21 protein-coding genes are annotated in these 24,773 nt (G+C 68.3%); 4 read left to right on the top strand and 17 right to left on the bottom strand.

What is annotated here, in order from left to right:
* The first annotated feature begins 144 nt into the window (after positions 1-144).
* The gene (gene moaD / locus L1280_RS13335; RefSeq protein ID WP_253582775.1) at positions 145-825 is read left to right on the top strand and encodes a molybdopterin converting factor subunit 1; all 681 of its coding nucleotides are present in this window, start codon (positions 145-147) and stop codon (positions 823-825) included.
* 3 nt (positions 826-828) lie between these two features.
* On the opposite strand, the gene L1280_RS13330 is transcribed toward moaD, so the two are convergent.
* From L1280_RS13330 to L1280_RS13320, 3 genes are all read right to left on the bottom strand, one after another.
* Entirely contained in the window at positions 829-1,497 is a 669-nt protein-coding gene (locus tag L1280_RS13330; RefSeq protein WP_253582774.1) for a PrsW family intramembrane metalloprotease, read from the bottom strand.
* A 29-nt stretch (positions 1,498-1,526) separates the two neighbouring features.
* Complete coding sequence (locus tag L1280_RS13325) at positions 1,527-2,027, bottom strand: crossover junction endodeoxyribonuclease RuvC (protein WP_253582773.1); 501 nt, start codon at positions 2,025-2,027, stop codon at positions 1,527-1,529.
* Positions 2,028-2,099: 72 nt separating this feature from the next.
* Complete coding sequence (locus L1280_RS13320; protein WP_253582772.1) at positions 2,100-2,522, bottom strand: iron-sulfur cluster assembly accessory protein; 423 nt, start codon at positions 2,520-2,522, stop codon at positions 2,100-2,102.
* 126 nt (positions 2,523-2,648) lie between these two features.
* On the opposite strand from L1280_RS13320, the gene L1280_RS13315 reads away from it, so the two are divergent.
* The gene (locus L1280_RS13315; RefSeq protein ID WP_253582771.1) at positions 2,649-2,897 is read left to right on the top strand and encodes a DdrH; all 249 of its coding nucleotides are present in this window, start codon (positions 2,649-2,651) and stop codon (positions 2,895-2,897) included.
* Between the two features lie 129 nt (positions 2,898-3,026).
* On the opposite strand, the gene L1280_RS13310 is transcribed toward L1280_RS13315, so the two are convergent.
* The 7 genes from L1280_RS13310 to L1280_RS13280 form a co-directional block, all read right to left on the bottom strand.
* Positions 3,027-3,233, bottom strand: coding sequence for a hypothetical protein (locus L1280_RS13310; RefSeq protein WP_253582770.1), 207 nt, complete (start codon positions 3,231-3,233; stop codon positions 3,027-3,029).
* 68 nt (positions 3,234-3,301) lie between these two features.
* The gene (locus L1280_RS13305; RefSeq protein ID WP_253582769.1) at positions 3,302-4,615 is read right to left on the bottom strand and encodes a cytochrome bc complex cytochrome b subunit; all 1,314 of its coding nucleotides are present in this window, start codon (positions 4,613-4,615) and stop codon (positions 3,302-3,304) included.
* Positions 4,612-5,280 carry a ubiquinol-cytochrome c reductase iron-sulfur subunit gene (locus L1280_RS13300; protein WP_253582768.1) on the bottom strand — a complete coding sequence of 223 codons (669 nt, stop codon included), beginning with the start codon at positions 5,278-5,280 and terminating at the stop codon, positions 4,612-4,614. Before L1280_RS13300 ends, L1280_RS13305 begins: the two co-directional genes overlap by 4 nt.
* Before the next feature lie 40 nt (positions 5,281-5,320).
* A complete protein-coding gene (locus L1280_RS13295; RefSeq protein ID WP_253582767.1) occupies positions 5,321-6,175 on the bottom strand; it encodes a c-type cytochrome in 855 nt (284 codons plus the stop codon).
* A gap of 180 nt (positions 6,176-6,355) precedes the next feature.
* Positions 6,356-7,210, bottom strand: coding sequence for a serine hydrolase (locus L1280_RS13290; protein WP_253582766.1), 855 nt, complete (start codon positions 7,208-7,210; stop codon positions 6,356-6,358).
* On the bottom strand, positions 7,207-7,467 hold the full coding sequence (locus tag L1280_RS13285; RefSeq protein ID WP_253582765.1) for a hypothetical protein: 261 nt from the start codon (positions 7,465-7,467) through the stop codon (positions 7,207-7,209). Before L1280_RS13285 ends, L1280_RS13290 begins: the two co-directional genes overlap by 4 nt.
* Positions 7,468-7,474: 7 nt before the next feature.
* Positions 7,475-8,119 carry a response regulator transcription factor gene (locus L1280_RS13280; RefSeq protein ID WP_104991543.1) on the bottom strand — a complete coding sequence of 215 codons (645 nt, stop codon included), beginning with the start codon at positions 8,117-8,119 and terminating at the stop codon, positions 7,475-7,477.
* 79 nt (positions 8,120-8,198) lie between these two features.
* Here L1280_RS13280 and L1280_RS13275 point away from each other — a divergent pair, with 79 nt between their 5' ends.
* On the top strand, positions 8,199-8,690 hold the full coding sequence (locus L1280_RS13275) for a hypothetical protein (protein ID WP_253582764.1): 492 nt from the start codon (positions 8,199-8,201) through the stop codon (positions 8,688-8,690).
* 4 nt (positions 8,691-8,694) lie between these two features.
* Here L1280_RS13275 and L1280_RS13270 read toward each other — a convergent pair whose 3' ends face one another.
* The 6 genes from L1280_RS13270 to L1280_RS13245 form a co-directional block, all read right to left on the bottom strand.
* Entirely contained in the window at positions 8,695-9,648 is a 954-nt protein-coding gene (locus L1280_RS13270; protein WP_256488309.1) for a DMT family transporter, read from the bottom strand.
* Between the two features lie 200 nt (positions 9,649-9,848).
* Complete coding sequence (locus L1280_RS13265) at positions 9,849-13,508, bottom strand: hypothetical protein (protein WP_253582762.1); 3,660 nt, start codon at positions 13,506-13,508, stop codon at positions 9,849-9,851.
* Positions 13,509-13,684: 176 nt separating this feature from the next.
* Positions 13,685-16,864: a hypothetical protein gene (locus L1280_RS13260; protein ID WP_253582761.1), complete on the bottom strand. Its 3,180-nt coding sequence runs from the start codon at positions 16,862-16,864 to the stop codon at positions 13,685-13,687.
* A 2-nt stretch (positions 16,865-16,866) separates the two neighbouring features.
* Positions 16,867-19,644, bottom strand: a complete 2,778-nt coding sequence (locus L1280_RS13255) for a DUF11 domain-containing protein (RefSeq protein ID WP_253582760.1) — start codon at positions 19,642-19,644, stop codon at positions 16,867-16,869.
* Positions 19,645-19,794: 150 nt separating this feature from the next.
* On the bottom strand, positions 19,795-22,074 hold the full coding sequence (locus tag L1280_RS13250) for a hypothetical protein (RefSeq protein WP_253582759.1): 2,280 nt from the start codon (positions 22,072-22,074) through the stop codon (positions 19,795-19,797).
* 53 nt (positions 22,075-22,127) lie between these two features.
* The gene (locus L1280_RS13245) at positions 22,128-22,622 is read right to left on the bottom strand and encodes a hypothetical protein (protein WP_253582758.1); all 495 of its coding nucleotides are present in this window, start codon (positions 22,620-22,622) and stop codon (positions 22,128-22,130) included.
* 342 nt (positions 22,623-22,964) lie between these two features.
* Between L1280_RS13245 and L1280_RS13240 the strand changes: the two genes are divergently transcribed.
* The gene (locus L1280_RS13240; RefSeq protein ID WP_253582757.1) at positions 22,965-24,176 is read left to right on the top strand and encodes a VWA domain-containing protein; all 1,212 of its coding nucleotides are present in this window, start codon (positions 22,965-22,967) and stop codon (positions 24,174-24,176) included.
* Positions 24,177-24,306: 130 nt separating this feature from the next.
* Here L1280_RS13240 and L1280_RS13235 read toward each other — a convergent pair whose 3' ends face one another.
* Complete coding sequence (locus L1280_RS13235; RefSeq protein WP_253582756.1) at positions 24,307-24,771, bottom strand: DinB family protein; 465 nt, start codon at positions 24,769-24,771, stop codon at positions 24,307-24,309.
* Positions 24,772-24,773: the final 2 nt, after the last annotated feature.

Genomic DNA, 24,773 nt, shown 5'->3' with positions numbered 1-24,773 from the left:
CTTGTTCTCTCGCACACCTCTTCGCTTGTCATGCTCCGCGCCTCGCTTGAGGCTCAGAAAAGATACAGGGGGGGAAACAACTTGTCAACTCCCCCCGCCCAATCCCACGGGAAGGTTGACAAAATGACGTGCTAGCCTGCTTCCATGCGGGTTCATGTGGTCTTCCTGGCGCGGCTCAAGCGGGAAGCAGGACTGGAGACGGCCAGCTTGGAGGTGCCTGAGGGTGCCACCGTGCGCGATCTCGCGGCGCAGGTTGAACAGTGCCATGGCCTGAGCCTGCGCGGCTGCATGGTGGCGGTCAACGAAACCTATGCCCGGCCCGAGCAGATCCTGTCGGCCGGAGATGAGGTGGCCTTCTTGCCTCCCGTGGCCGGAGGTTCGGGACCGGAGTTGGAAACACGGTGCGAGGTCCAGGACACTCCCCTGCTGCTCCCGGAGGCCGAGCCTTTTCTCATCCGGCCGCAGTACGGAGCGCAGGCCTACTTTGTGGGGACGGTGCGCTCGCCCAACCGGGGCAAGGTCGTGGCCTTCATTGACTACGAGGCGTACGCGCCGATGGCCGTCCGGGTCATGGAGGAAGCGGCGGGACGGGCACGCGAGCAGCATGGAGAGTTGCGCGTCATCATTCAGCACCGAACGGGACGCCTGCGGCCTGGGGAAGCGAGCATCCTGATCGGGGTTGCCAGCGCCCACCGCCGCGCTGCCCTGGAGGCCTGCGACTTCCTGATCGAGTACCTCAAAGCCCAGCTCCCCGTCTGGAAGCACGAGGCGGACGAGGACGGCTCCCACTGGGTTGACGGGCGGAGCGAGCATCCCACGTTGTAGGGATCAGGGAGCCTGAGGGTTGTCGCGGGCGTGGGCCTCGAAGTGCCGGTAGTAGCGGCCCGCGAGAAGTGCCATCAGGCACAGTACGGCGCTCAGCGCGAGAAGCTGCGGCCAGCCTCCCGCCCCTGTCAGCAGTCCGTTGAAGACGAAATGCAGCGTGATGCTCAGGAGCAGTCCGCGCGAACGCCACCAGCGTCCGCCCTGCAAATGGCGCCCCCCCAACGCGTAGCCCTGAGGCGCACTGAACAGGGCATGAACCAGCGTGGTGAGCGGCGCGTGCCAGGCCAGGGCCGAAGTGCCGAAGCCCAGCGAGTAGGTCACGTTCTCCACGAAGGCGAAGCCCAGGGCCGCCGTGACGGCGTAGACCAGACCGTCCATCGGCTCGTCGAACTCGTGCTCGGTGGTCGCGGTGATGGCGGCCAGGAACTTGCTGCTCTCCTCGACGAGGGCGGTCAGGAGCAAAACGAGCAGCGGGGTCAGCAGGCCCAGCGCGGCCGGGAAATGCTTGAAGGTTCCGCCGAACGCCGCTGAAACGCCCCAGGCCACCATCCCCCACCCGAAGGTCCGGGCCAGCAGCCAGGCAGGCTCCGGGTGGCGGTCGCGCCGCACAAAAAACCACAGCCATCCCGCCGATAGGAGCAGCGAAACCAGCAGAGGCCACAGCAGCGGCATAAGCGCCTGATCCGGCAGAAGTCCTGACCTTAGGCCCGCACCAGCCGCTTGGCCGCCGCCTGCATGGGCTGATGGGCCAGGTGGGTGAGCGCCAGTGCCAGCGCATCCGCCGCGTGGTTGTTGAACAACTCGCGGACGCCCAGGGTGGCCTTGACCATATAGATGATCTGCTCCTTGTCCGCGCGGCCGGTGCCCACCAGCGAGCGCTTGACCTGCATGGGACCGTAGGCGTGAATGGGCACGCCCGCCTGGGCGCAGGCAAGCTGCACCACGCCAAAGGCCTGCCCCACCTTAAAGGCCACGTCGGCCTGACGGCGCAGAATCTGGTCCTCGATGGCGACGGCATCGGGCCGGTACTCGGCCAGCAGGCGGGAGACCTCGCTGTGCAGGTATTGCAGGCGGCGGGGCATGAGCCAAGCGCTCTCGGTGGTCAGGCAGACGTGGTGCAGGTGACGGGCCTTGCGCACATCCCCTTCCACCAGTCCCAGACCCAGATTCGCCAGTCCAGGGTCTACCCCAAGCACGATCATGCCCGCAGCATAGGGCAAAACGGGATCAGGCCACCCCGGACTGTCTGGGGTGGCCTGCTGAGAGAAGCCGACTCAGCGGGTGCCGCAGCCCCCACTGCCCTCGCCGTCGGGCGACTGGGCGCCGTCGGTGCGGAAGGAGTGGCCGCAGCCGCAGTTGCTGGTGGCGTTGGGATTATGCACGGTGAAGCCGCCGCCCATCATGTTCTCGACGAAGTCCACCTCGCTGCCGCGCAGCAGCGGGAGGCTCATGCGGTCCACAAGCAGCTTGACGCCCCTGTCCACCACGATGGTGTCGCCGTCAAGTTCGCGGTCGTCAATCGCCATGCCGTACTGGTACCCGCTGCATCCACCACTCTTGATAAACACCCGGACGCCCGCATTGTCCTTGCCGCTCTGGGCCAGGATGGCAAGGGCCTTTTGGGCACCGAATTCGCTGATTCGAATGTCCTGGTTCGGCAGGACGCCGCCGGATTCGGGAAAAGAGGTCGCCGTCATGGGTGAAGCGTAACACCATTGGAGCAAGAAAAAGGTGTCCGGTTGGCAAAGTCGCCAGCTTTCCCGGTGGAGCTCGGTTCTCTCTGCACTTACATTCCTTGAGCGCCCCTCTGTTAGCATGACGCCATGACGAACCCCTACGCCGAGTGGTTCGAGCAACTGCGGGCGGAGTATGGCGACCAGCTTCAGGCTATGCCGCTGCCCGACGGGTTGCCCGAGCACCTGCACACCCTGATCGAGAGTGGGGACGAGGAAGCCATCCAGTTCATGATCAAGCTGGCTTGGCAGTTCGGTGCCCAAGTGGGCTACGCAGCGGGCGCCCGCCAGAAGGGTGGAGAGGCCACCCCCACACGGCCCACCCGCGTGCAGGCCTGATTCGCTGCGGCGTCCTGCCCCTAGGACCTCATCCCCGAGACGCCCCCCGTGGCGTCTTTTTCGCTGCCGCTCCCGCAAGGAAGAAGGGTGAGAGCCCTTCCGTCCCTGCCAGTGGCCCGAGCGCTGGACTCAATTGGCCCGGGACCGGGGGCGCCCCCAGCACCCGACCTCCGGCTCAGCGGGCAGGTACCCCCGGGCCGCGAGCTCCTGCAGGGTCAGCAGGGCGAGGGTGCAGAGGGCTTCGGGGTCGGCGCCGTCTGTGAGGGCCGTCTCCAGGCCCAGGCGCCGGGCCTGCTCGGCGAGCCAGGGAAAGAAGGGGTCGTCAGCGGGAGGCATAGGGGGGCACCATAAAGCAAACCGCCCCGGCGCGGAGCCAGGGCAGTGGGGCAGTCCAGGCAGTCCGCTCAGTCGTCGGCGGCCTGGAAGTTGGCGCGGTCGCGGGCGTCGGACTCGCGCAGGGCGCGGATGCCGCGCACGACCGCCTGCACGAAGAAGTAGGAGAGGGCAGGCACCAGGAAGGTGGCGATCCACAGCACCGTGTTGGCGTTCTCGGTGGTCAGGATGCCGGAGCTGATCAGCTCGGGTTTGTACCCCGCCACCGACCACACGGCCAGCAACATCATGAACGCCACTCCGATCCCCAGGCGCACCGGGTGGTTGGTGGGGTTTTCCGCGTAGTAGAGGTTCTCGCGGCTACGGTCGAGCATGGGCACCGCGAACATCGCGCCCAGCGTCAGGGTCGGCAACAGGATCGCGCCCACGAACTCGGAGTTGATGTTGCCGCCCAGGAAGTTGAACTCGAAGCCGGGAATGATTGCCAGCACGCCGAAGACCCACAGCAGGTACCAGTCGGGCTTGATGTTGTCGATCGGCGTGGTGCTGGGCGGCCCGAAGTACTCGACCGGGTGCACCGGGATAAAGGCGCTGAACAGCACGATGATGCCCGCGAACAGCAGCGTCAGCATCAGCATGATGGGGGTCTGCTGGGTCATCAGCGGCACGCCCACGATCTTCTTGTAGGCGATGCGCTTGGCGTACTGCGGCTGGGTGTGCTTCTGCTTGATCATGATCAGCATGTGCGCAGCCGTCAGCGCCAGCAGGATGCCGGGCAGCAGCATGATGTGGTAGCCGTACACGCGCGGAATCACGCCGTCGCCCGGGAACTTGCCCGCGAACGCCGCCTGCGCGACCCACTCGCCCACCCAGGGGATAGAGGCGGCGATGGAGTAGATCACCTTGAGGGTGTTGTAGGCGTAGTTGTCGTAGGGCAGCACGTAGCCGGTCACGGCGGTGAGCGCCGCGAAGATCAGCAGCAGCATGCCGATCCACCAGTTGATCTCGCGGGGCTTCTTGAAGGCCCCCGTGAAGTAGATGCGCATCATGTGGATGACCGACGCCGCCACCATGATGTTCGCCGTCCAGTGGTGGATGCGGCGCAGCATGTCCCCGAAGGGCGCGGCGTTGATCTTGAGCGCCGAGTGGTACGCCGCCGGAACGAGGTTGGGCGCGTCGGCGGTGCCGGGGTCAAAGGAGTTGACCACCATCGAGTTGCTGGGTTCGTAGGAGAGCGCCAGCAGAATGCCCGTCAGAATCAGGATGATCAGGCTAAAGAGCGTGATCTCGCCCAGGAAGAAGGAGTGGTGGACGGGAAAGGCCTTGCGCAGGAACTTGTCGTTCAGGCGCGAGATGTGCAGACGGTCGTCGAGCCACTGGTTCATGTGAGCGCCTCCTCCACTTCCTGCTTGACGTTGTTCCACTCGGCTTCACTGTTGTGGTAGGGGTAGGGCGGCGTCAGGAAAAAGCCCGTGACCACCAGCCGCTCGCCGTCCTGCCGGATGGGAAGTTGCGCGAGCGGCTTGGGGGGCGGCCCGCCCACCACGATGCAGCCGCGCTTGGGGTCGTACTCGCCCGAGTGGCAGGGGCAGCGCATCTGCCCGGCATTGATGTCGCTGTCGCTGACCGAGCAGCCCGCGTGAGTGCAGATGTCGCTGTAGGCCACGACCTGCCCGTCCACGGTCGCCTCCAAGTTGGTCGGCGCAATAAGCTGCCCCTGCGGAAAGCGGTAGAGCGCGAGGATGTTGTTGGGATCACCCTTGCGAATCACGTCGGCGCCGTTCTCGTCCTTGCCCATCGGCCACGCCCGCACGAGCTGCGTGCTGAGGTCCGAGATGGCGATGGGGCGGCCCTCCTTACTCTCCTCGGCGTGCACGAGGATGTCACCTTCGAGGGGCGGCATCTTGTCGGCGGTGAGGCGGAAGACGGGATTGGCGGCGCCCAGCGTGCTGAGCAGGCTCACGCCGCCCACGGCCGCGGTGGTGCCCATCGCCACGTTGATGAACTTGCGGCGGGTGATCTCGGGGTCTTGTCTCTTGTAACGGGTCATCTGTGATTCCTCCGGTCGGGCATCGGGGGGAGCGGCAGGCTTACCAGGGGAACTCGCCGCTGGCGTCCTCGACGAGCACCTCGCCGTCCATAAAGAACTTCTTGTACAGGCCGGTCGCCAGCGCCAGGGTCAGCAGGATCATGGCGGCGTAGAAGCCTTCCATCGCCACGTTGGGCATCACCTTGTCGGCCCAGGCCGCGTAGTCGGCCACCATCTGCCGGACGAACAGCACGCTGAACAGCAGGCTCAGGCCCAGGGTCACCACCATCGCCAGCGTGGCCACCGGGGTCGCGCGGACCTTGTGGATACCGGGGTGCAGCTCCTGGCCCTCGGTCCACACGCTGTACAGGCCGATCAACCCGTAGGTCAGCAGCACCATCACGAAAGTCGCCAGGAAGATCTCGGGCAGCTTGATGTCCTCGGGGACAAAGCGGCTGCGGTTTTTCAGAACGGCGGGGTCGATCTTGCTCTGGCCCTCGGCGACCTGCGCGGGCGTCAGCGGCTCCTCGATGTCGTTGCCCCACGAGTGCAGCACGTAGTTGGCGACCGCGTACACTTCCTCGTCCTTGAGCTGGGTGAAAGCAGGCATCTGGCCCTTGCCCTCGGTGATGATCGTGTGCACGTACACCGGGTCTTTGGTGATGCGCTCGTTGCCCGCAAGCACCGGTCCCGCGCCGCCCTGGCCCTTGTCGCCGTGGCAACCCACGCACCCGGCCGAGGTGTACACCTGCGCCCCCAGGGTCGGCCACGTCTGGTTGATGGTGGCGACCACCTCGGGGTCCACCACGACGGGCTCGGGCGCTGTCTCCTTGTTAAAGAGGAACAGCAGGATGATCCACATGATGGCCGCACTGACGATGGCGACCCAGGGCATGACAGCGTCGTTTCTCTCCACGTTCCTTCTCCTCGCGCTCCCCAGGGGCGTCTCCCCCAGGGTGCCTTCCCGGTCTCGCCTTCATGTCTAAAGGCAGTCGGCTGGCGGCCAGCATAGCACGCACGATCGGCGCCTCCCGCCGTGCCATACGGCGAAAAACGCCCCTTCCTGGAGCCATCAGCGTAGCTCCTGACCGAGCGGTTAAATGTCCCCCGCGTGAGGCCCGTGAACCCCCCCCAGGGAGGCCAGCAGGGGCCACAGCGCCGAGGCCAGCACCCCCACGTCCCGGTTGTCGGGATGTTCGCGGGGGTCCGCGCCGCCTTCCGAGAGGAGGGCCACCACCAGCGGGCGCGGGGTGAAGAGGAGGCCCACGTCGTGGTGAACGCCGCGCAACTCACCGCTCTTGCTCGCTACCCGGTAGAGCGGCTCGCCGTCCGTGTCCCGTGGCACGTGCCGCCCCAGCAGGTCCCGGAACTGTTGCCGGGCCAGGATGGACAGGGCCAGCTCGGTGTGCGGAGCATCAAGCAGCTCCCCACGGGCCAGCCGACCCAGCAAAGCAACCTGATCTCGGGCCGACGTGCGGTTGCGCTTGCCCCGGCGCTGGGCTTCGGTCTGGCGATCGGGGGGCAGTTGCAACCTGCCGACGAGGTGGGTGTGGGTGAGCCCGTGCTCCGCGAGCCAGGCGTTGACTGCCCCCTCGCCCAGCCGGTCGATGACAAGGTTCGTGGCGGTGTTGTCGCTCACCACAGTCATCAGGGTGAGCACGTCCTGCCAGGTCAGGGCCAAGCCCGCCCCCAGCTCGTGCAGCACGCCCGAGCCCGGCACCCGGTCCTGCGCCGTCATCGTCACGCGGACCGAGAGGTCGAGCCGCCCCGCCTGCGCTTCCCCCAGTGCTTGAACGAGCAGCGGCACCTTGATCGTGCTCGCCGCTGGAAAGGAGCGGTCAGGGTCCAGGGCGAACAGCTCGGCTCCCGCGAGGTCGGTGACGAGGAGCCCGACCTCGCCCACGTACCCGCGCGAGCGGAGGTCGGCCAGCCAGAGGTCAGGTGGGGTCATTCGGGCAGTTGTAGCCCAGCGAGGGCCGCGAACGGGTGGGCTGCCCCCACCGGACGCAGGGTGCAGAAGGGCAGCGTGCCCTCCGGCTCGACCCGGTGGGGGCAGGCTGGGCACTCGGGAAAGGCCTGCTCGGTGTAGGCGAGGTCAGCCTCGGCGGAGGCCAGGGTCCACTCGCGGGCACAGCCCGCCCGGAAGGTGACGGGCGGGGCGGGAGGAAGCGCTCGGGCGATTCGGGCCGCCGACCTGGACCGGGCCACGTCTCCCCTAGTCCAGATTGGCGATGCCCTCGCGGATCGCGTACAGGGCCGCCTGGGTGCGGTTGTTGAGTTGCAGCTTGGTGAAAATCTCGGAGAGGCGGTTGCGCACGGTCTTTTCCGAGATGTCGAGCCGCAGGGCGATGTCCTGGTTGGAGAAGCCCTGGGCCAGCAGCTTGAGGATCATCGTCTCGCGCTCGTTGAGGTCGGCGTGCTTTTCCGAGGGCAACTCCTCGCGCTTGTCGCGGAAGTCGTCGAGGACGTTCTGGGCCATATCGGCGTCGAGCAGCGCCTCGCCAGCGGCCACCCGGCGAATGGCGTCGATCAGGGTGGCGGCGTCGGCGTCCTTGAGCACGTAGCCGCGTGCCCCGGCCTTGACCGCCTCGAACACGTAGCGGTCCTGGCGGTACATGGTGATCATGATGACCCTCGACTTGGGGTCGATCTCGAGGATGCTCTGGGTGGCCTTCACCCCGTCGAGTTCGGGCATCTGGATGTCCATCAGGATCACGTCGGGGTGCGTCTCGGCGGCGTAACGGATGGCCTCGCGACCGTTGGCGGCTTCCCCGATCACCCGCATGCCCTCGCTTTCGAGCAGGCTGCGCAACCCCTGGCGGAACAGCGCGTGGTCGTCGACGAGCAGGACACGGATCATGCCCCCAGTGTAGACGCCCCCCCGCCGGGAACGGCAGCCGCGCCCACCATCTCCCGGCTGGGCCGCTAGACTGGCCCGCGTGATCACCTGGTTCGACGCTCTGCTCGTGACGGTCTGGGCCGTGCTGACCGCGCTGGGCGCCCGGCGGGGGCTGGCAGGGCTGGCGTGGGGGGCGGGCGGCGTGCTGGCGTGCTGGCTCGCCAACCGCGCTGGGCAGGCGGCGGGCGGGTGGGCGCTGGCCCTGGGCGCCGCGCTGGTGCTGGGCCTGGCCCTGAGCGTGGGGCTGCGCCGCCTGGTGCTGACGCAGGCGGGACCCGCGCCGCGCTGGCATACCGGGGCCGGGGCGCTGGGTGGACTGCTGCTGGGGGGCGTGCTGGTGGCGACCCTGACCCTGGGGTTTCCGCTGGGGGTGCGGGTGGGTGCCCAGGGGCGCACCGGGGTCTATCCGTCGGCCGAGCTGCCCACCCCGCTGTACACCGCCGTGCGCCGCTCGGTCCTGCGCGAGGGCCTGATGGGGGTGTGGGGCGCCTCCCCGGCGCTGCGGACCTTGCTGGTGCCGGACCGCCGCTGAGCGGCTAGGAGGTTTCGGCCTGCGGGGTGGGCGTCTCGGGATGGGCCTCGCCCGCCCGCTGCCCCAGCAGGGTGGCGACCACGACGAGCAGCCCGCCGACCGCCCCCCGCAGCCCGATGCGCTCCCCGATCAGCAGGAAGCTGAAGAGGGCGGCGGCCACGGGTTCGAGGGCATAGATCAGGCTGGCCTCGGCGGCGCTGACCCGGCGCTGTCCCACCGTCTGGAGGAGGGTCGTCACGGCGGTGGCCGCCACCCCCAGGTACACCAGCGGCCCCCACGCGGCGGCGGGCGGCCACAGGCGACCGGGCTCGGCGAGCAGCGCCCAGACCCAGGCCAGCGCGGTCACGGCCAGCAGTTGCGCGAAGGTGAAGCGCAGCGCCCCGTGCCGACTCGCGGTGCGTTCCAGCGCGATGATGAATCCCGCGTACGTGACGGCGCAGGCGAGCGCCCAAGCGTCCCCCACAACGAGGGCACCCCCCTCCCATGACAGCAGGGCCAGCCCGCCGACCGCCAGCGGCAGCGCCAGCCACAGCCCCCAGGGCAGCGGGCGGCGCTGCGCCACCGTGAGCCACAGCGGGACGAGCACCACGCTGAGCGCCGTGAAAAAGGCGGCCCGGTTCGCCCCAGTGGTCTGAAGGGCGATGGTCTGGGTGCCGTACCCGGCGATCAGCCACGCCCCCAGGATCAGCCCGTCGCGCCAGAGGGGGCGGGCGGGGCCAGTCGGGACAGCGGCCGCCCGCTCCCGCGAGAGCAGCAGCGCGGGCAGCAGCGCCAGCGACGCGATCAGGAAACGCCACGCGATCAGGACGGGGGGCGGCAGCAGCTCGCCGAGTTCCTTGACCACCGCGAAGGTGCTGCCCCACAGCAGGGTGACGAGCACGAGCAGCAGCAGACCGAGCGAGCGGGAGGACACGGGGAGGATTGTAGGGGACTCCAGGCTGGGGAAAGGAGCCGCCATGAAAGCTGGCCAGAGAACAGGAACAGAGCGTAGGCCCTGACACCCCACGAATCAGGTGCCTGCTAAAAACCCCCGGGGCCGAATCTTGCCCCACATTGTTTTGGAGCACGCCCGATCAGCCGGAGCAGCCAAAGAAAAGAGGGCAACCCAAACAGGTTGCCTCCTCTCACTGGGATCAGGTCTCGATCCGGCGCCGTGCCCTACCGGATGGTCGCCCGGAAGCAGAGCTGGCCCCGGCTTCCCGCGCTTCCAGCCCCGGCCACGTCAGCGAGGCTGAGTTGCACCGTGTTTTGCGTGGTCACCGAACCTCTCGTGTACGCTCCAAAGGCACCCTGATCGCCGTCGGCTCCATTGGTCAGGTAGATCGGTGCCTGCAGTGTCGTTCCATTGGCGGCATATTGTGCCCAGGCGAGGCCCTGACCCGCCGCGTAAGCGTCACTCAGGAACGTGATGGTGGACGCGAGGGGATCGGTCATGACGAAATTCTGCGCCGGACCACCCATGTTCCTGTAATACAGGCAGAACTCAAGCACGTCTCCCGGTTTGCCGACCGTGGAGGTGGTGGTCTCGGGGGTGGCGGCGGTGATGTTCCGAACCGTTTTGGTCAGGGTGACGTTCGGCGACACCAGGATGTTGGTCACGACCGTGGGGCTTTGCTGAGTGGAACTGCTGCCGTAGGGATCGTAGGTCAATGTGGCTGTATTCGAAACCGTGTACACACCCACAGGCATGGGGGTATTGACCGTGACTCCGAAGCTGACCGTGGCCGTGCTTCCAGCCGCCAGGGCTGCTCCAGGGTAGACGTAAGCCGCGCCGCTGCGGGTGCTTCTGACCGCCGCCGCTGTGGCATAGGGCATGGCCCCTGAGACGTCCGGTTGCGCTGTGCCGTTCAGGGTGGTCGACCCCACCCTGTAGGTCGTGTTGGCTGGAATGGGGTCAGCCAACCTGACGGTGGTGGCCGGGGCGCTGCCCGTGTTGGTGACCTTGACGGTATAGGTCAGGGAATCCCCAGGCCTGACACTCGTCGTGGGCGAGACGGTCTTGTCGATGGTCAGGTTCGGGCGAAACACCCGGTAAGTGCAGGTGGCCAGGTCATACAACGTGGGCGTGAGCGGGCTGCCAGAAGACATGTTGGCTACCCCCAGATCGAAGCTGGACACTCTGCCGTTGTTATCGGTCACGATCAGCCCCGAGCCCGTATCGACGATCCCGTTGAGGGGGTTGGCGGTACTGACGGCCCCGTTGACCGCGACGGCGGCGATGGGCGTGGCGACACTGCGATTGGTGGACGTCATGCTGCCCAAGTCCAACTTCCACAGCACCGACTGGTTGTAGGTGGGGCTGCTGGTGACCAGATCGGTCAGCACTGCCCAGGCCACTCCGTCGGAGTCGAAGAAGAAGTCGCCGCCATCGGTCAGATTCACGGCAGTGCCGCTGCGGTCTTGCAGTTGGCCCAGGGTGGTGACGGTCGTGGAGGGAACTGTGCCCAAGCGCCCGTTCGTCGGGAAGCTGTAGACCGTGCCGTTTCCGGTGATGGCGTAGGCGGTCCCGTTGGGCGCGACCGCCAGACGCGTCACCGTGGTGGTGAGGTTCAGCGGGGTGGTGATGGGCTGAGGCTGGGCGATCTGGATATTGGCAGTGTTCGCCGTGTTCCGAACACTCCCACCTGCATTCGTCGCCGGGTTGTAGTAGTACAGGTTGCCGTTCGCGACGCCAACGTAATACACCACCCCGTCCGGAGCACGCCCCACCGCGAAGGACCCTTGTGCCAGGGTCGCGACAGCCGTCAAGGTCGTGAAGCTGCTGCCACTCAACGTGTAGAGCGTGCCGGCTCCCGAACCGCTGGAGCTGACGCCCACGGGGACGGTGCAGGCGAAGTTGCTGGCGCTCACGGTGATGACCACCGTGGCTGTGTCGCAGGCCGCCGCTACCGTGCTGTCGCACAACTGGTAGGTCACGGTGTAGGTATTGGCCGGTGTGTTGGCCGGCACGTTCAACTGGCCATTCACGACGCTCAGGTTCGCAATGCCGCCGTTGTTGGTGATGGTCACCCCCGCGTTCGAAGGGGTCGCCACCACACCACCGACCGTGTCGTTGTTCAGCACCGGGACGGTCCCACCAGTACTGCTGGTAATGGGGGAATTGTCGTTCACCGCGTCGATGATCCGGGTCTGCGTGGGCGCGGCGGCCGTACTGTTGTTGCCTGCGAAGGGATCGACTGTCCCCGAGGGAACCGTCAAGCTGGCCGTGTTGCTGAGCAGGCCACTGGTGGGCGCCGTTCCCGTGAGGGTATAGGTCAGGAAATTGCCGTCGGGGGTCGCATTCCCCGGAACGGTGTCCAAGGCCAGCCGACCTGTGGAGATGGTCACGCTGCTGGTCGTGAAGGTCTGGGTGCCGCAAGCCGTGGCACCCACCGGGGTGCTCGTCGCGGCGCAGGTGAGTCCCGTCACCGTGAACCCGCTGGGGAGGGCATCGCTTACATTGACGCCGCTCACGGCACTGGGACCGTTGTTCCACACCTGGAGCGTGTACGTCACTGCCCCACCCGAGCCGATGGCGGCGGGGCCGGACTTGCTGATGGACAGGTCAGCACTGGGCGTCACCGTGACCGGATCGGACGCCGTGTTGTTGGTCCTTTTGGTGGGGTCCTCGTTGGGATTGCTGACCGAGGCCGTGTTCGTGACGCCAGGAGCGGCTGCGGCACCCACCACGATGCCCGTGATGTTGAAGGTGCTGCTTGCGCCCGCCTTCAGGAAAGGCGTGTTGGGCTGCCCCGGAGTATCGACGTTGGTGCTCGTGCAGGTCACCGTGTTACTGGCCGAGGTGCAAGACCAGCTCGTCGCATTCGTGCCCGAGAGCGTGACGGGACCGTCAGGCAAGGACAGTCCCGACGGCAGCGTGTCGGTGACGGTCGTGGTGCCGTACACGTCCGTGACGGCGGCCGACACGGTGAAAGTAAAGCTGCCAGGCTGCCCCACCGTGAAGTTGCCCGTGTGGGTCTTGGTCAGGGTGAGATCGGGCGCCAGGGCCGTCACCATGAACCCGCTGGCGCTCGTGCCATAGTCGCTGTTGTAGTGGTAGCTGCTGCCCGAGTAGTCGTAGATGAGGTTGTAGACGCCGGAGTTGCCGCCGCTGATCACGCGCACGGTATACAGTGAGGACATGTCGTTGCCGACCTTGCCGCCCGTGTAGTTGGCCGGGCCGATACACGTGCCGTTGTTGTGGTAATTGGCGCTCGTGCGGTTGTTCTCCCATCCGCAGGCATCCCCGTAGACCGTGCTGTTGATCGCCCCGGTCGGCTCCATGTAGTTCGTCGAGACGTTCAGGATCTGATACATCGAGTTGGGCAGCACCGGGAAGTTCTCGAGTTGCTCGTAGCCGCCTGTCGCTGTCTTGGCATTGAGCCGGAATTGGAGCACCTGCCCCACGCTCACGGTCGAGGTGGCAGGAGACACGGTGGTAAAGCTGACCACCGAGTTACGGTTTTGCGACACGAGCTTTTCGACGAACAGCTCGCGGGGGCGCGGCGTGGTGAGGGGGGTAACCCCCGTGGCGCTCGCCTCGATGTAGTAGAGCTGCGTGTTGCGCTGGGCAGGCGTGGAATTGTCGTTGCCGCGGTCGGAATAGGCATTCCGGTTGCGGGTGATGACGACGTTGAAGTACGCGTCCTGACAGTTGTTGGGAATACTGCTGATCGTGTTGGGGTGGGGCGGCGTGGCCCCAGGAGGCAGGTCCTTGAGCGTCAGCTCGCTGAGGCCCAGCAGGTTGATGTAGGTGTTGGTCTTGGCACCGTCGAAAAAGAACCTGGCCTTGACGTCCGTGGCCGTAGAGGTGCCCACGTTGCATACGCGTGCACCCACGGGAAAGGTGTCTGGGCCGGTGTTGACATTGTTGCTGTCCAGACCGATGACGTCCCAGGTGATGGGACGGATGACCAGGTTGGGCGTCGCCTCCGCGCTGCCGAGGGCCGCAAGGACCACAACGGGAATCACCGCTGTCCAGAGCCGACGCAAAACCTGCCTTGCGGGACGAACGTTCACTTCTTGCCTCCTAAGCTGTCATCCACGGTCAAGTCGAGCCGCAGGTAAAAGCCCTGCTTTGTGTATGTCCCCGCGCCCGGCAAGCCCTCGAAACCCGCGAAGTTGTACCCGGCCGTCAGCCAGGTGCCCGGCAGGGCGCGGACGCTGCCCTCCAGCCCGTAGCCGAGTTGGGTGGTGTTCGTCGCGGGCTGGGTCAGCATCCGGCCCCAGGCGCCGACGCCGAAGCGGTCATTCAGGTAGTAGGTGCCCCCCAGGTAGCCCTGCGCGGTGAAGCTGCCCGCATCATTGAGCAGGGCGCGGGTATCCACGCCGCCGCGCACGGCCCACGTTGGCTGGCGGTACTCGGCGCTCACGCCCGTGTGCAATTGGGGATTGCCGCCCGCCAGGGTGCCCTGCACGTACCGGACATACCCCAGGCTGTTCAGCGTGCGGTTCCGGTAGGCGTACCCCAGCGAGAAGCGCTGGCCGTTCTTCCCGAGGCCAAATTCCGCGAGGCCGTCGGTGGTCAGTGTCAGGTGGTCGGTCACGCTCCCGGTGATGCCCGCCCGCACGACGGTCCCGAAGCCCCCGTCCCGGTAAATCAGGTCGGTTCCTGCCGTCACGCTAAAGCCGTCAGCACGGTGGGCGAGGTCGGCGCTGGCGGTGACTTCCATCTCGGCCCCGCGCACGTCGTAGAGGGCGCTGCCGCGCAGCCCCAGCGAGGTGCGCTCGCCCAGAGGCAGGGTGGTCGAGACGCCGAAGCGGGCGCGGTTGCCCTCGCCGCTCGCGGTAGGCAGCTCGTAGCCCACGGCGTAGTTGGTGTTGCCGATGCGGGTGTCCAGCGTCAGGGCCGCCACGTGCCCCTTACCCCAGGTCACGTCGTCGCGCAGGCCCAGGGTGACCTGGTCGGTCAGGCGGTAACGGACCGAGAAGGAAGTGGTGGGGTCAAGGTTGCCCGACAAGGGCTGGGTGTGGGTCACGTCCACGTCCAGCGGCTGCCGGTGGTAGCCCGCGCTGACCACGGCGCCCAGGCCATAAGTGTCCCCGAAGGCGTATTTCAGGCCCGCTCCCACGCTGAAAGGCGCGAGGCGGTAGTCGGCGCGGGCGGTCACGCTGCCGCCCCGCGCGGTCGGGGTGCTGTGGTACTCGCCGTCCACCCCGGCACTGAGGTTCTGCCCCAGCCGCGCCACGTAGCCGCCGCCCACGTTCAGGCCCACGGCAATGGGCGCGAGGCCCGCGTATCCGGCGTCCTGATAGCGAATCCGGAAGGAGGCCACATCGTCCCCGAAGCGGGTCGCGAGGTCCGCGCTCGCCTGCACGCCGCCCGAATACGCGGCGCGGGCCTCGGCGCGGGTGGGGCCGCTCTCGAAGGTGCCGCGCACGCCGAAGGTGGTCTTCCCGTCGAGGTGGACCACCGCCGCGCCGACCGTATAGTTCTCCCTCTCTCCCTTGACCTGCACCCCGTAGGCCAGGGTGCGCCCGGCGGTGGCGGTGCTCAGGCGGTAGCTGGCGAGGACGAGCACGTCGCCAAACGCCGCGTCCACCCGGTCGAGCGCCCGCACCAGGGTCACGATGCCGGTGGGGTAGTCCACGAGGTAATCCACGTTCCGCACCAGGCGGCGGCGCTCCAGCTCCTTGCCGCTTTGCCGCTCGCGGGTCACGACCTCCAGCGTCTCGCTGTCAGGAACGAGGCGGGCGTCAGGCAGGCGCAGGATGCGGGTGCCGTCCGGGGTCACCTCCGCCTCCGACACGCGGTCGCCGGGTACGCCCGCCACGAAGCCGGAGACCGTGGGATTGCCCCGCGTCACGGCGGTCAGCCCGGTGAACTGCTCGCCCACGGGCAGCACGTCGATGGGGACTGCGGCGCGGCGGTAGGCCACCCGGAAGCTGGGGTGGTCGTACACGGCGGCCACCGGGTCGCTGCCCTGAAGGGGGATCTGCTCGGTGCTCGCGTCCCCATACACGGGCGAGCGCACGGTGGGGTCGGCCGTGAGGGGGAGGCCGTCCTTGTCGGCGGCGGCGTAGAGCTTGCCCGCGCCGACCGGCGTTTCCACGTAGCCCCTGGCTTGCCAGGTGAGGTCGTCCGCGAGATTGAGGCTGCCGTCCAGCCCCAGGGTCGCGCTGAGCACGCCCACCCCCACGCGGGAGCGGTCGGGCGTGACCTCGAAGCGGCGGGTGAGCACCTGATCGCCCAGCAGCACGTCCACCCGCAGGGGCGTGGGCGCGGACTGGGGGTGCAGCTCCAGCACGCCCTCGCCGTCCTCGAGGCGCACCTGGTACCCGGCCTCGCCGGGGTTGGCGTCGGGAGTGCGGGGTTCCAAGCTGGGGCGCAGGGTCAGGGTGGACTGGCCGCTGGGGGTCCCGAACGCGTCCAGGGTCCGCACCCGCAGGCGCAGCGGCGTGCTGCCGTCGGCAATCAGGCTCAGCGGGGTGACCTCGACCTGGGCCGTCGCCCCGGCGAGGGTTACCCGCACCTCCTCTCCCCCCACGCGCAGCAGGTTGGGGCCGGGACGCAGCGGCACGCCCACGTAGGTCAGGCGCTGCACCCCGCGCACGCCGTCTTGCGTGTCGGTGCCCAGGCGGTCTTCCCCCACCGGGGTGCCGTTGACGGTCAGCACGGGGCGCTCACCCTGCGGCACCTCGACGACCACGTTGATGCGGTCGCGGATGCGGACCACGCTGCCCGCGAGCGGGAGCTTGATGGCGCCCGCGTTCTCGGCCGCCTCGTCGGTCGGCGCGGAGAGGCGCACCGCGCTCCCGAGGTCGGCGGCGTCGATGCGTCCCATCAGCACTTCGGTGCGGTCGCCGGAGAGCCGCACTTGCAGGGCGGGGGCCGGGAGGGTGCCGAGCGGGGCCGCGTGCGTCAGCTCGTAGGTCAGCACGCCGCGCTCCCGGGCGGGCAGGACCCAGTACAGGGTGCCGCTCGTCCCGCGCCGGGGGTCGGGAACAGGCTGGCCGTCCAGACGGCTGCTGCCGGGAAGGTAGGCGGCGCCCGCCGGGGGCAGGTGCGCGATCACGATCTCGCGGGCCTGGGCCGGGGCATCGAAGGGCAGCAGGACGCTGCTGGTGCGCTGCTCGGTGCCCGTCTCCGCCTGGGGCGGGGTCGGTGCGGACTCGCCCGTCATCTGGGCATGGGCCGGGCCGACGAGCAGCAGGGCCGTCAGCAGGGCGAGGGTTCGGGGCAGGGGGGCAGGCACGGTCAGTTCCTCCAGCGGACGGCGGGGTCGGTCAGGGCCGCGCCCGGCTCGCCCGTGAATGCGAAGCGGTAGGTCAGGAGCGTCTCTCCGGCCTTCAGGGTGCCCGACAGGGTATTGCGGCCGTCTTTCAGCGCCGCGCCCGTGGGCAGCGCGTCTTGCAACTCGAACTCCGCGAGGTCGGCCGCCGAGACCAGCCGCAGGGTGACCACATACCCTTCGGGGGTGCGCTGCAGGCTCTTCTCGACCCGCAGCCCGCCGACAGTCAGGGTGGTCCGGCGCAGGGCCGCGACCTCGCCGCCGAGGGGCGCGAGCGGAAAGTCCACCCCGGTCAGGCCCCGGACATGCACGGTGCGGGTGCCCGGCAGGCCGCCGTCTCCCGGCACGTTCAGCGGCAGGTAGGGCACCGAGCCGGGATCGAGGCGCAGCGCGTGCGTCCCCAGCGGCACCCCCGCGAAGTGGTAGCGGCCCGCCGCGTCCGTCAGCACCAGGCGGCCCCCGGCCAGCAGCACCCGCGCCCGCTCGACCGGGGTGTCGACTCCCTCGTCGAAGACGCCGTTGCGGTTGCGGTCCACGAAGACCGTGCCCAGCAGGTCGGCCAGCGGCGCGAAAGCGCCGAGGTTCAACCGGGTCACGGCGGTTGCCACGTTGCTGGCGATGGCGCGGGCGTTGCCGCCAGCCCCGTTGCCCACGACCTCCACCCGGTTGACGAGGTCGCCCGTCGCGTCGCCGGTCACGCGGGTCTGGTAGGTGAGTTCGGCTGTGCCGCCCGCCGGAATCGTCCCGATGCTCCAGCGCAGCACCCCGTTCGTGATCGCCGGGTCGGGCAGAAGCTGGCCCGCCAGGGTGCCCGTGCCGGGCAGGTAGTTCAGCCCGCGGGCCGGGGTGTCGGTCACCACGGCGTCGACGATGGCGGTGGTCGCGGAGAGGTTCTGGATCCTCAGGGTGTAGGTCAGGCGGTCGCCGGGGGCGGCCTGGGCGCTGCTAACCACCTTGGTGATGCGCAGCGCCGCGCTCCAGACCGGGCTGCGGACCTCGTTGCTGGGCAGGGGCGTGGGGAACTCGGTCGAGACCATGTTGAAGACGTTTTTCAGCGCCTCACCGTCCACTGCCCGCGTGCTCACCCGCGCCCGCACGGTGAAGCTGCGCGTCTCGCCGGGCTGAAGCGTTCCCACCGACCAGCTCACGGTCTGGGCGCCCGCCTCGCCGCTCACGCGGCCGCCCGCCGACGCTTCCACGAAGTCCACGTGCCCAGGCAGGGGATCGCTCACCGTGACGCCGGTCAGGGGGCGGGTGTAGGGGTTGCGGACGCGCAGGGTGTAGGTCAGCTCCTCGCCCTGCGACACGGTGCGCTCGGGGCCGGACGAGACGGTCTTGACGAGTTCGGGGAGCCCGGCCTCGACCGCCTGCACCACGTCGCGGGTGGTGTTGCTCGTGCCGCGGGTGCCCGAGGCGGTGAGCAGGGCCTCCAGCCCGCCCGTCCGGGTGGCGTCGTAACACACCCGCACCAGCGCGGTCCCGCCGGGGTCGAGCGGCAGGGGCTGCACCAGGGGCGCCCCGTCCGCGCCGGTCAGGCGGGCCGTCGCCGCGCCCTGGGGGTAGGTCACGGTGACCGCGAACAGGTCGCGCACGTCCCCGGTGTTCTTCAGCGTGTGGTCGAAGCAGACCTCCTGCCCGACCACGGCGAAGGGCTTGGTCTGGAGGTCGGCCGGGGTGTTCTCGGGGGCCTCGGGCTCGCCCACCGGGCCGAGGGCGACGCCGGGCTGGTAGCGCACGTCGGCGCTGGCGCGGCCCTGGGCCTGCTGACGGCCCGTGATGGCGGTGGCGACGTTGGGAATCACCCGGTTCTCGGCGGCCTCGGTCGCCCGCATCCGGAAGGTGAGGGTGAGGTCCTCCCCCGCCGCGAGGCTGGCCGCCCGCACCCGCACCCCGCGCACCCCGCGCACCCCGCCGGGCTCGGTGGCCCCCCAGGTCACGCCGTCGGCGGTGTATTCGAGCACCCCGGCGCTCGCATTCGCGCTGCCGGGAACATAAACCAGGCCCTGCGCGATCTGCTCGGCCAGGGGATCGGTCAGCACGACCTCGCGGCTGTCCCCGTCCCCGGCATTGCGGGTGGTCACGGTGACGGTGGTCTCGGTGCCGGGACGCACGAGCGCGGGCGTGAAGCTCTTGCCCACTTCCAGCACGGGCGGCGGCCCGACCCGCACGCGGCTGACGTTGTTGGCGTCCTGCTGGTTTCCGCCGCAGCTCGCCACCAGGTTCACGAAGGCGTCGCCCCCGGCGCTCTCGGCCGTCTCCACGGCGAGCAGCACCCGGGCCGCGGCTCCGGCGTCCAGGGTCAGGGACCCGACCTCCTCCTCGCCCGCGTCGGCCACCCCGTTGCCGTTGGTGTCCAGCACCAGCCGGGTCGTGGGGGTGTGGGCGCTGCCCGGCTCGGTGCGGGCCGAGAGCGGCAGGGTGAAGCGGTCGTTGCCACTGTTGACGACCGTGTAGGCGAAAGTCGCGCCTTCACCGGGCAGCAGGGTCGCGCTCTGGCCGGGGGCCTGCACCGTCCCGTCGGGGGACACACTGACCGCGCACACCGCCTGCACGACCGTGCGAACGAGGTTGGACTCGACGCTCGCCACGCCGCCGGGCGTGAGGGGCTCGAAGGTGGCGGTCGCCTGGTTGGTGATTTCGGTTCCGGCGGGGATCTGTCTGGTCGCCGTCTGGGCCTGGGCACCTGCCGCGAAAGCCCCCGCCAGCAGGCCGGGGATCAGCAGCGCAAGGGGGGGGTGTTTCACAGCGGGTCAACTCCTCGGGCGGAAACTCTGGAGAGAGGGAAAGCGGGGCGCTTGGTGCGCGGGCAAAGCAAAAAGAACGTCTCTTGTTGGCCGGTGCTCGGGGGAGCAGGCGCACCCCGCAGGGGAAGCGAGGTGCGCCGGGGAGAGGGCTCAGTTCACCTTGACGGTGAAGGTCAGTTCCATCGTGGCGCCGGAGGGCAGCGCGTCGGGCACGTTGTCGCCGTTGGCGTCGGCCGCCACCGCGATGGCCGTGCCTGCCGCGGCGCCCGCCGCAGGAGCGCTGGCCGACCAGGTGCCGGTGCCGATCTTGTAGATGACCTTCGTGACCGCGACCCCGCCAATGCTCAGGCTGGCCGACTGGAAGGTGGTGTTGGTGGGCACCGTGTCGTTCAGGGCGAAGCCCGCAACCGGCGCGTTGTAGGTGTTCTTGCCGATGATCTGGTAGACGATGTTCGCGCCGGGCAGGGCCGCCGTGGTGTTGGCGGTGTAGCCCTGCGGGTTGTTGATGCCGTTTTGCGGCGTGGCCCCGGCGCCCGTCTTGCCGTCCTGCACGAACTTGGCGACGCTCACGGCCCCGATCGCACCCACCTTGATGACGTCATTGAGGTCCGTCATGGTGATGGTGCTGTAGTTGCCCACCGCCTTCTGGCTGACGGTGTACAGGCCCGCCGCCGTGCCCGTGGGCACCGTGATCACCGCGTAGACCCGGATCTCCTGACCGGCCGCCACGACGGGGGTGATGAAGCCGCCCGCACCGTTGCCAGGCAGCGCGGCGCCGCTGGCGTCGAGGTAGCTGATGGTCGTGCCCGCGGGCAGGCCCGCCACGGTCGCGGACAGGGTGAAGCTGTCGTTGTACGCGCCCATGTTGGCGACGTCCATCGGGAAGACGGCCACGTTGTCGCTGTCGTTGGTGGTGCTGGTGTTGGTGCTGGTGTTGCTGCTGGGCATCACGTTCTGCTGCGGGGCCGGGGTGGGCGTGGCGCCCAGCGCCCCGTCGCTGCCGTCACCGAACTGCGCGGCACCCTGCATCACGATGTTCAGCGTGGTCGCGTCGGCCACGATCTCCGCGTCGTTGAGCGAGTCGGCCCCCACCACGATGTTCACGGCGTCGATCCGCGCGGCGTCGCTGCCGTCGGGCAGGGTCACCTCGGTGCGGTAGATCACCGTGCCCCCCGCCGGAGCCGTCACGGTGGGGTAGCTGGCCCCCGTGCCCACCGGGATGGGCTGGTTGGTGTTGGGACCCAGGAAGCGAACCTTGGTGCCGTCAGGCAGGGTGAAGATGCCGGTGTTGGCGTCAAAGGTGGTGCCCGCCAGCAGCTTGCCGTCCGGACCCGCCGGGTAGAGCTGCACGCGGTCAGCGGCTCCGCTGTTTTTCAGGTCGTTGGTGAAGATGATGGTGTCGGGGGTGCCGGCGAGGTCGTTGGTCTGGCCGACCGAGGGGGCGGTCGAACCGTTGTCGCTGTCGGCCTTGGGGTAGGCGATCTGCCGGTTGCCCTGCACGTCGGGCACGATGGGCGTGCCGCCCGAGGTGGGGTCCGAGGGGTTGGTGGGGTAGGAGGGGTAGCCGGTCACGGGCTGGGTGGGGGTGGGCTGGTTGGGCGTGCCGCCCGGCACGGTGGGCACGTTGACCCCCACAAGGGCGGGCGGCGTGGCCGTGGTGGTGCCGTCCGGAGCGACCGGGTTGGACGGCGTGGCGACATTGGGCGTGTTTTCGAGGCTGGGCTTGAAGGTCGTCACCTTGACGAACTGGAGATCGGCTCCCTGCGCCGGGGTCGCCACCACCGCGCCGTTGCTCACGGTCTGGCCCTCGTACAGGGTGCTGCCGCTGGGCACGCCGTTTTGGCCCGTTTCCGTGCCGGTGCCCACCACCGAGCCTTCGGGCGAGGCGCCGTAGGTGGTGTTTGCCGGGGCGGTCGCCGGAACCGTGAGTTCCTGCGTGAACTTGACCACGCCCGCCGTGCCCGCAGGCAGCGTGAGGACGAAAGAGCCGTCACTGTTCTTGGGCAGTTCGTTGCCGCTGGCGTCGAGGTACTTCACGTCCGCCGCAGTCGAGGAGCCGCCCGTGACATTGGGGCGCAGCACCACCGTCAGCGCCGTGTTGCCGTTGTTCACGGCGTAGTAGTCGGTCTTGACGACCTGACCGGGCACCGCGCCGGTCACCGTCTTGGTCGTGTTGGTCAGCGTGTTCCCGTCGGTGCCGTCCTCGTGGACGATGTCGAAGCCCGGCAGCGCCAGGACCGTGGTGGTCACCGTGTTGGAGCTGACCGGCGTGGCTGCGTTGCCAGTGCCGGGGTCCGTGAAGGTCGCGGTGGCGACGTTGGTGATGGGCGTGCCCGCCGCCGTGCTGGTGGTGTTGGCCGTGGGGGCGGCCAGGGCGTTGCCAGCAGCCAGCGCCGCCATCAGGGCCAGAATCTTGGTGTTCGCGTTCATGTGTGCTCCTTTTGCTTGGGGCGTCCGGCCCTGAGCGGCGTGGGAATAAAACTTCACTTCACCTGCACGCGGAACCCGAGGGTCTTCTCGGTTCCGGCGGGCAGCGCGGCGATGGTCCAGCGGACCGCCTGGTACTCACCCGGTTTGACCTCGACCTCTTTGGTCACGGTCTTGCCGTTTTCGGTCACGGTGACTTTTTTCTTCAGGGGCGCGGGGGCAAAGGTCTTGCCCCCGTCGATGGAGTACTCGGTGCGCACGCCCGCGGGAGCAGTTCCATCGGGCGCGACGTACACGTGCCCGGCCGGAACCGGCAGCCGCACGGCCACGTTCGCCAGCGTGCGGGAGCTGACGTTGCGGGCGGTGACGGTCTGCGCGAGCAGGTCGCCGGGACGGACCTTGGTGTAGTTCGGCGTGCGCTTCTCGGTCGCCTGGCCGCCTTCCTGAACGGTCTGAATCAGCGACTGGGCGAGGGTCAGCACCAGGGGCGAGGTGCCCTGGGCCAGGGCCGTACCAAGGAGGACCAGCAGCAGGGTGGGCGTGGACTTCATCAGACTCCTTCAGGGGGCGGGACAGGATTGGGGGCCAGAGGTCTCAGGTGTGAGCGACCCGTGACGAAGAGGAGCTTAGGAAGAAAGGTCTGACATGCCCCTTACGTAAATGAGCTTTAAATGAGGAAACTTCAGGCTCCTTGGTCTTCTCAACTCATCAGACAGGGGAGATTGACCGGAGAGTTGCATCGGTGCTCCTCCAAATAACGATTCCTTTACCTGGGGACAGCCGGAGGGACGCCGACCTTGAATTCCGGACCGGCTGGCCTGACGGGCTAGAGCGGGGCATTACAAACCTGTGCGGCGGGACGCGCCATGCTGCCCCTTACGGAGGTCACCGGTATGGCGCGTGTCACGCGGTACAGCAAGTTCGAGGGCGAACTCGACCAGCTCGACTCCAGCGAGCTGATGCAGATGATTCAGGAAGCGCTGCTGGGGCAGGGCATGAACGACCCCTACGACCCCGACCCCAATGCGCGGCCCAGCATGGACGACCTCTTCGACGCGATTCTGGAGGCGCTGGCCGACCGGGGCATGATCCCCGAAGAGCAGTTGCTGGAGGCCCTGCAAGCCGACGACGTGCGCGAGACGCCGCTGGGTCAGCAGATCGAGCGCCTGATGGACAAGCTCCAGCAGGACGGCTTTATTCGCAAGGAATTCGACGAGGAGCCGGGGCAGGGCGGCCAGGGGCAGAGCGGGGAGTCGCGCTTTCAGCTCACGGACAAGAGCATCGATTTCCTGGGCTACAAGAGCCTGCGCGACCTGATGGGGGGCCTGGGCCGCTCCAGCGCGGGCGCCCACGACACCCGCGAGTACGCTTCCGGCGTGGAGATGACGGGCGAACTCAAGAACTACGAGTTCGGGGACACCCTCAACCTCGACACGACCGCCACGTTGGGCAACGTGATCTCCAAGGGCTTCGACCAGCTCGAGGAATCCGACCTCGTCATTCGGCAGGCCGAGTACAACTCCTCGGCGGCGACGGTCGTGTTGCTGGACTGCTCGCACTCCATGATCCTCTACGGCGAGGACCGCTTCACCCCCGCCAAACAGGTGGCGCTGGCCCTGGCCCACCTGATTCGCACCCAGTACCCCGGCGACACGGTCAAGTTCGTGCTGTTCCACGACTCGGCCGAGGAAGTGCCGGTCGCCAAGCTCGCCCAGGCACAGATCGGGCCGTACCACACGAACACGGCGGGCGGCCTGCGGCTCGCGCAGCAGCTTCTCAAGCGCGAGAACAAGGACATGAAGCAGATCGTGATGATCACCGACGGCAAACCCTCGGCCCTCACACTGCCCGACGGCCGCATCTACAAGAACGCCTACGGCCTCGACCCCTACGTGCTGGGCGCCACCCTGCGCGAGGTCGCCAACTGCCGAAGAAGTGGCATTCAGGTCAACACCTTCATGCTCGCCCGCGACCCTGAACTCGTTGGGTTCGTGCGCCGCGTCTCCGAGATGACCAAGGGCAAGGCGTACTTCACGACGCCGCAGAACATCGGGCAATACGTGCTGATGGATTTCGTGACGAACAAGACGAAGCTGGTGAATTAGCGGCCAGCGGCCAGTCGCTCCTAAAAAAAGAGGCGGAACGCTCGGGTATGAGCGTTCCGCTTTCTGTTGATGTTGAGGGCGGCAGGCGGCGTTTCCCTTCTGCTCGCTTCGCTCGGGGCTGTGCCCGGAATTACCCCATCTTCACGAACATCGGCGGCTTGACCCCCACCTGCCGGGCCATCACCCAGACCTGGCCCTTGTGGTGGGCCTCGTGGCCGATCAGCATGTCGAGCAGCGCGGCGACGGGGAGGGGGCGGCCCCCGAAGGCGGGCACGCTGCGGGCGAGGTCCTCCTCGCTCAGGGCGGCGACGGCCGAGGCCACCTGCTCGGTGGTCTGGCGCAGGCGCTCACGCACCTCGGCGACGCTGGCACTTCCGGCACCGGGAGCGGGGCGCTGGGGAGCCTGTCCCGCGATCATGCCCAGCATCATCACGCTGCTGTCGGCGAGGTGGTCGGCCTGCCCGATCAAGCTCATGCCGCCCTCCCACGCAGCGAAGTGGCCATGCTCCTCGGGCAGCTCCGCGTAGAGGTCCATCAGGGCTCCGCGGTGGGAGCGGAAGGTGCGGGCGTGCAGCTCGGCGGAGTTCAGGGTCATGG

It is taken from the genome of Deinococcus sp. HSC-46F16 (assembly GCF_024171495.1).
GTDB lineage: Bacteria > Deinococcota > Deinococci > Deinococcales > Deinococcaceae > Deinococcus.
Note: the sequence above shows the minus strand (reverse complement) of the source record. Positions and strands in the feature narration are given on the sequence as shown.

Coding starts and splice junctions, on each gene's coding strand:
- moaD (WP_253582775.1), top strand. CDS start 145: ATGCGGGTTCATGTGGTCTTCCTGGCGCGGCTCAAGCGGGAAGCAGGA.
- L1280_RS13330 (WP_253582774.1), bottom strand. CDS start 1,497: ATGCCGCTGCTGTGGCCTCTGCTGGTTTCGCTGCTCCTATCGGCGGGA.
- L1280_RS13325 (WP_253582773.1), bottom strand. CDS start 2,027: ATGATCGTGCTTGGGGTAGACCCTGGACTGGCGAATCTGGGTCTGGGA.
- L1280_RS13320 (WP_253582772.1), bottom strand. CDS start 2,522: ATGACGGCGACCTCTTTTCCCGAATCCGGCGGCGTCCTGCCGAACCAG.
- L1280_RS13315 (WP_253582771.1), top strand. CDS start 2,649: ATGACGAACCCCTACGCCGAGTGGTTCGAGCAACTGCGGGCGGAGTAT.
- L1280_RS13310 (WP_253582770.1), bottom strand. CDS start 3,233: ATGCCTCCCGCTGACGACCCCTTCTTTCCCTGGCTCGCCGAGCAGGCC.
- L1280_RS13305 (WP_253582769.1), bottom strand. CDS start 4,615: ATGAACCAGTGGCTCGACGACCGTCTGCACATCTCGCGCCTGAACGAC.
- L1280_RS13300 (WP_253582768.1), bottom strand. CDS start 5,280: ATGACCCGTTACAAGAGACAAGACCCCGAGATCACCCGCCGCAAGTTC.
- L1280_RS13290 (WP_253582766.1), bottom strand. CDS start 7,210: ATGACCCCACCTGACCTCTGGCTGGCCGACCTCCGCTCGCGCGGGTAC.
- L1280_RS13280 (WP_104991543.1), bottom strand. CDS start 8,119: ATGATCCGTGTCCTGCTCGTCGACGACCACGCGCTGTTCCGCCAGGGG.
- L1280_RS13270 (WP_256488309.1), bottom strand. CDS start 9,648: ATGGCGGCTCCTTTCCCCAGCCTGGAGTCCCCTACAATCCTCCCCGTG.
- L1280_RS13250 (WP_253582759.1), bottom strand. CDS start 22,074: ATGAACGCGAACACCAAGATTCTGGCCCTGATGGCGGCGCTGGCTGCT.
- L1280_RS13245 (WP_253582758.1), bottom strand. CDS start 22,622: ATGAAGTCCACGCCCACCCTGCTGCTGGTCCTCCTTGGTACGGCCCTG.
- L1280_RS13240 (WP_253582757.1), top strand. CDS start 22,965: ATGGCGCGTGTCACGCGGTACAGCAAGTTCGAGGGCGAACTCGACCAG.
- L1280_RS13235 (WP_253582756.1), bottom strand. CDS start 24,771: ATGACCCTGAACTCCGCCGAGCTGCACGCCCGCACCTTCCGCTCCCAC.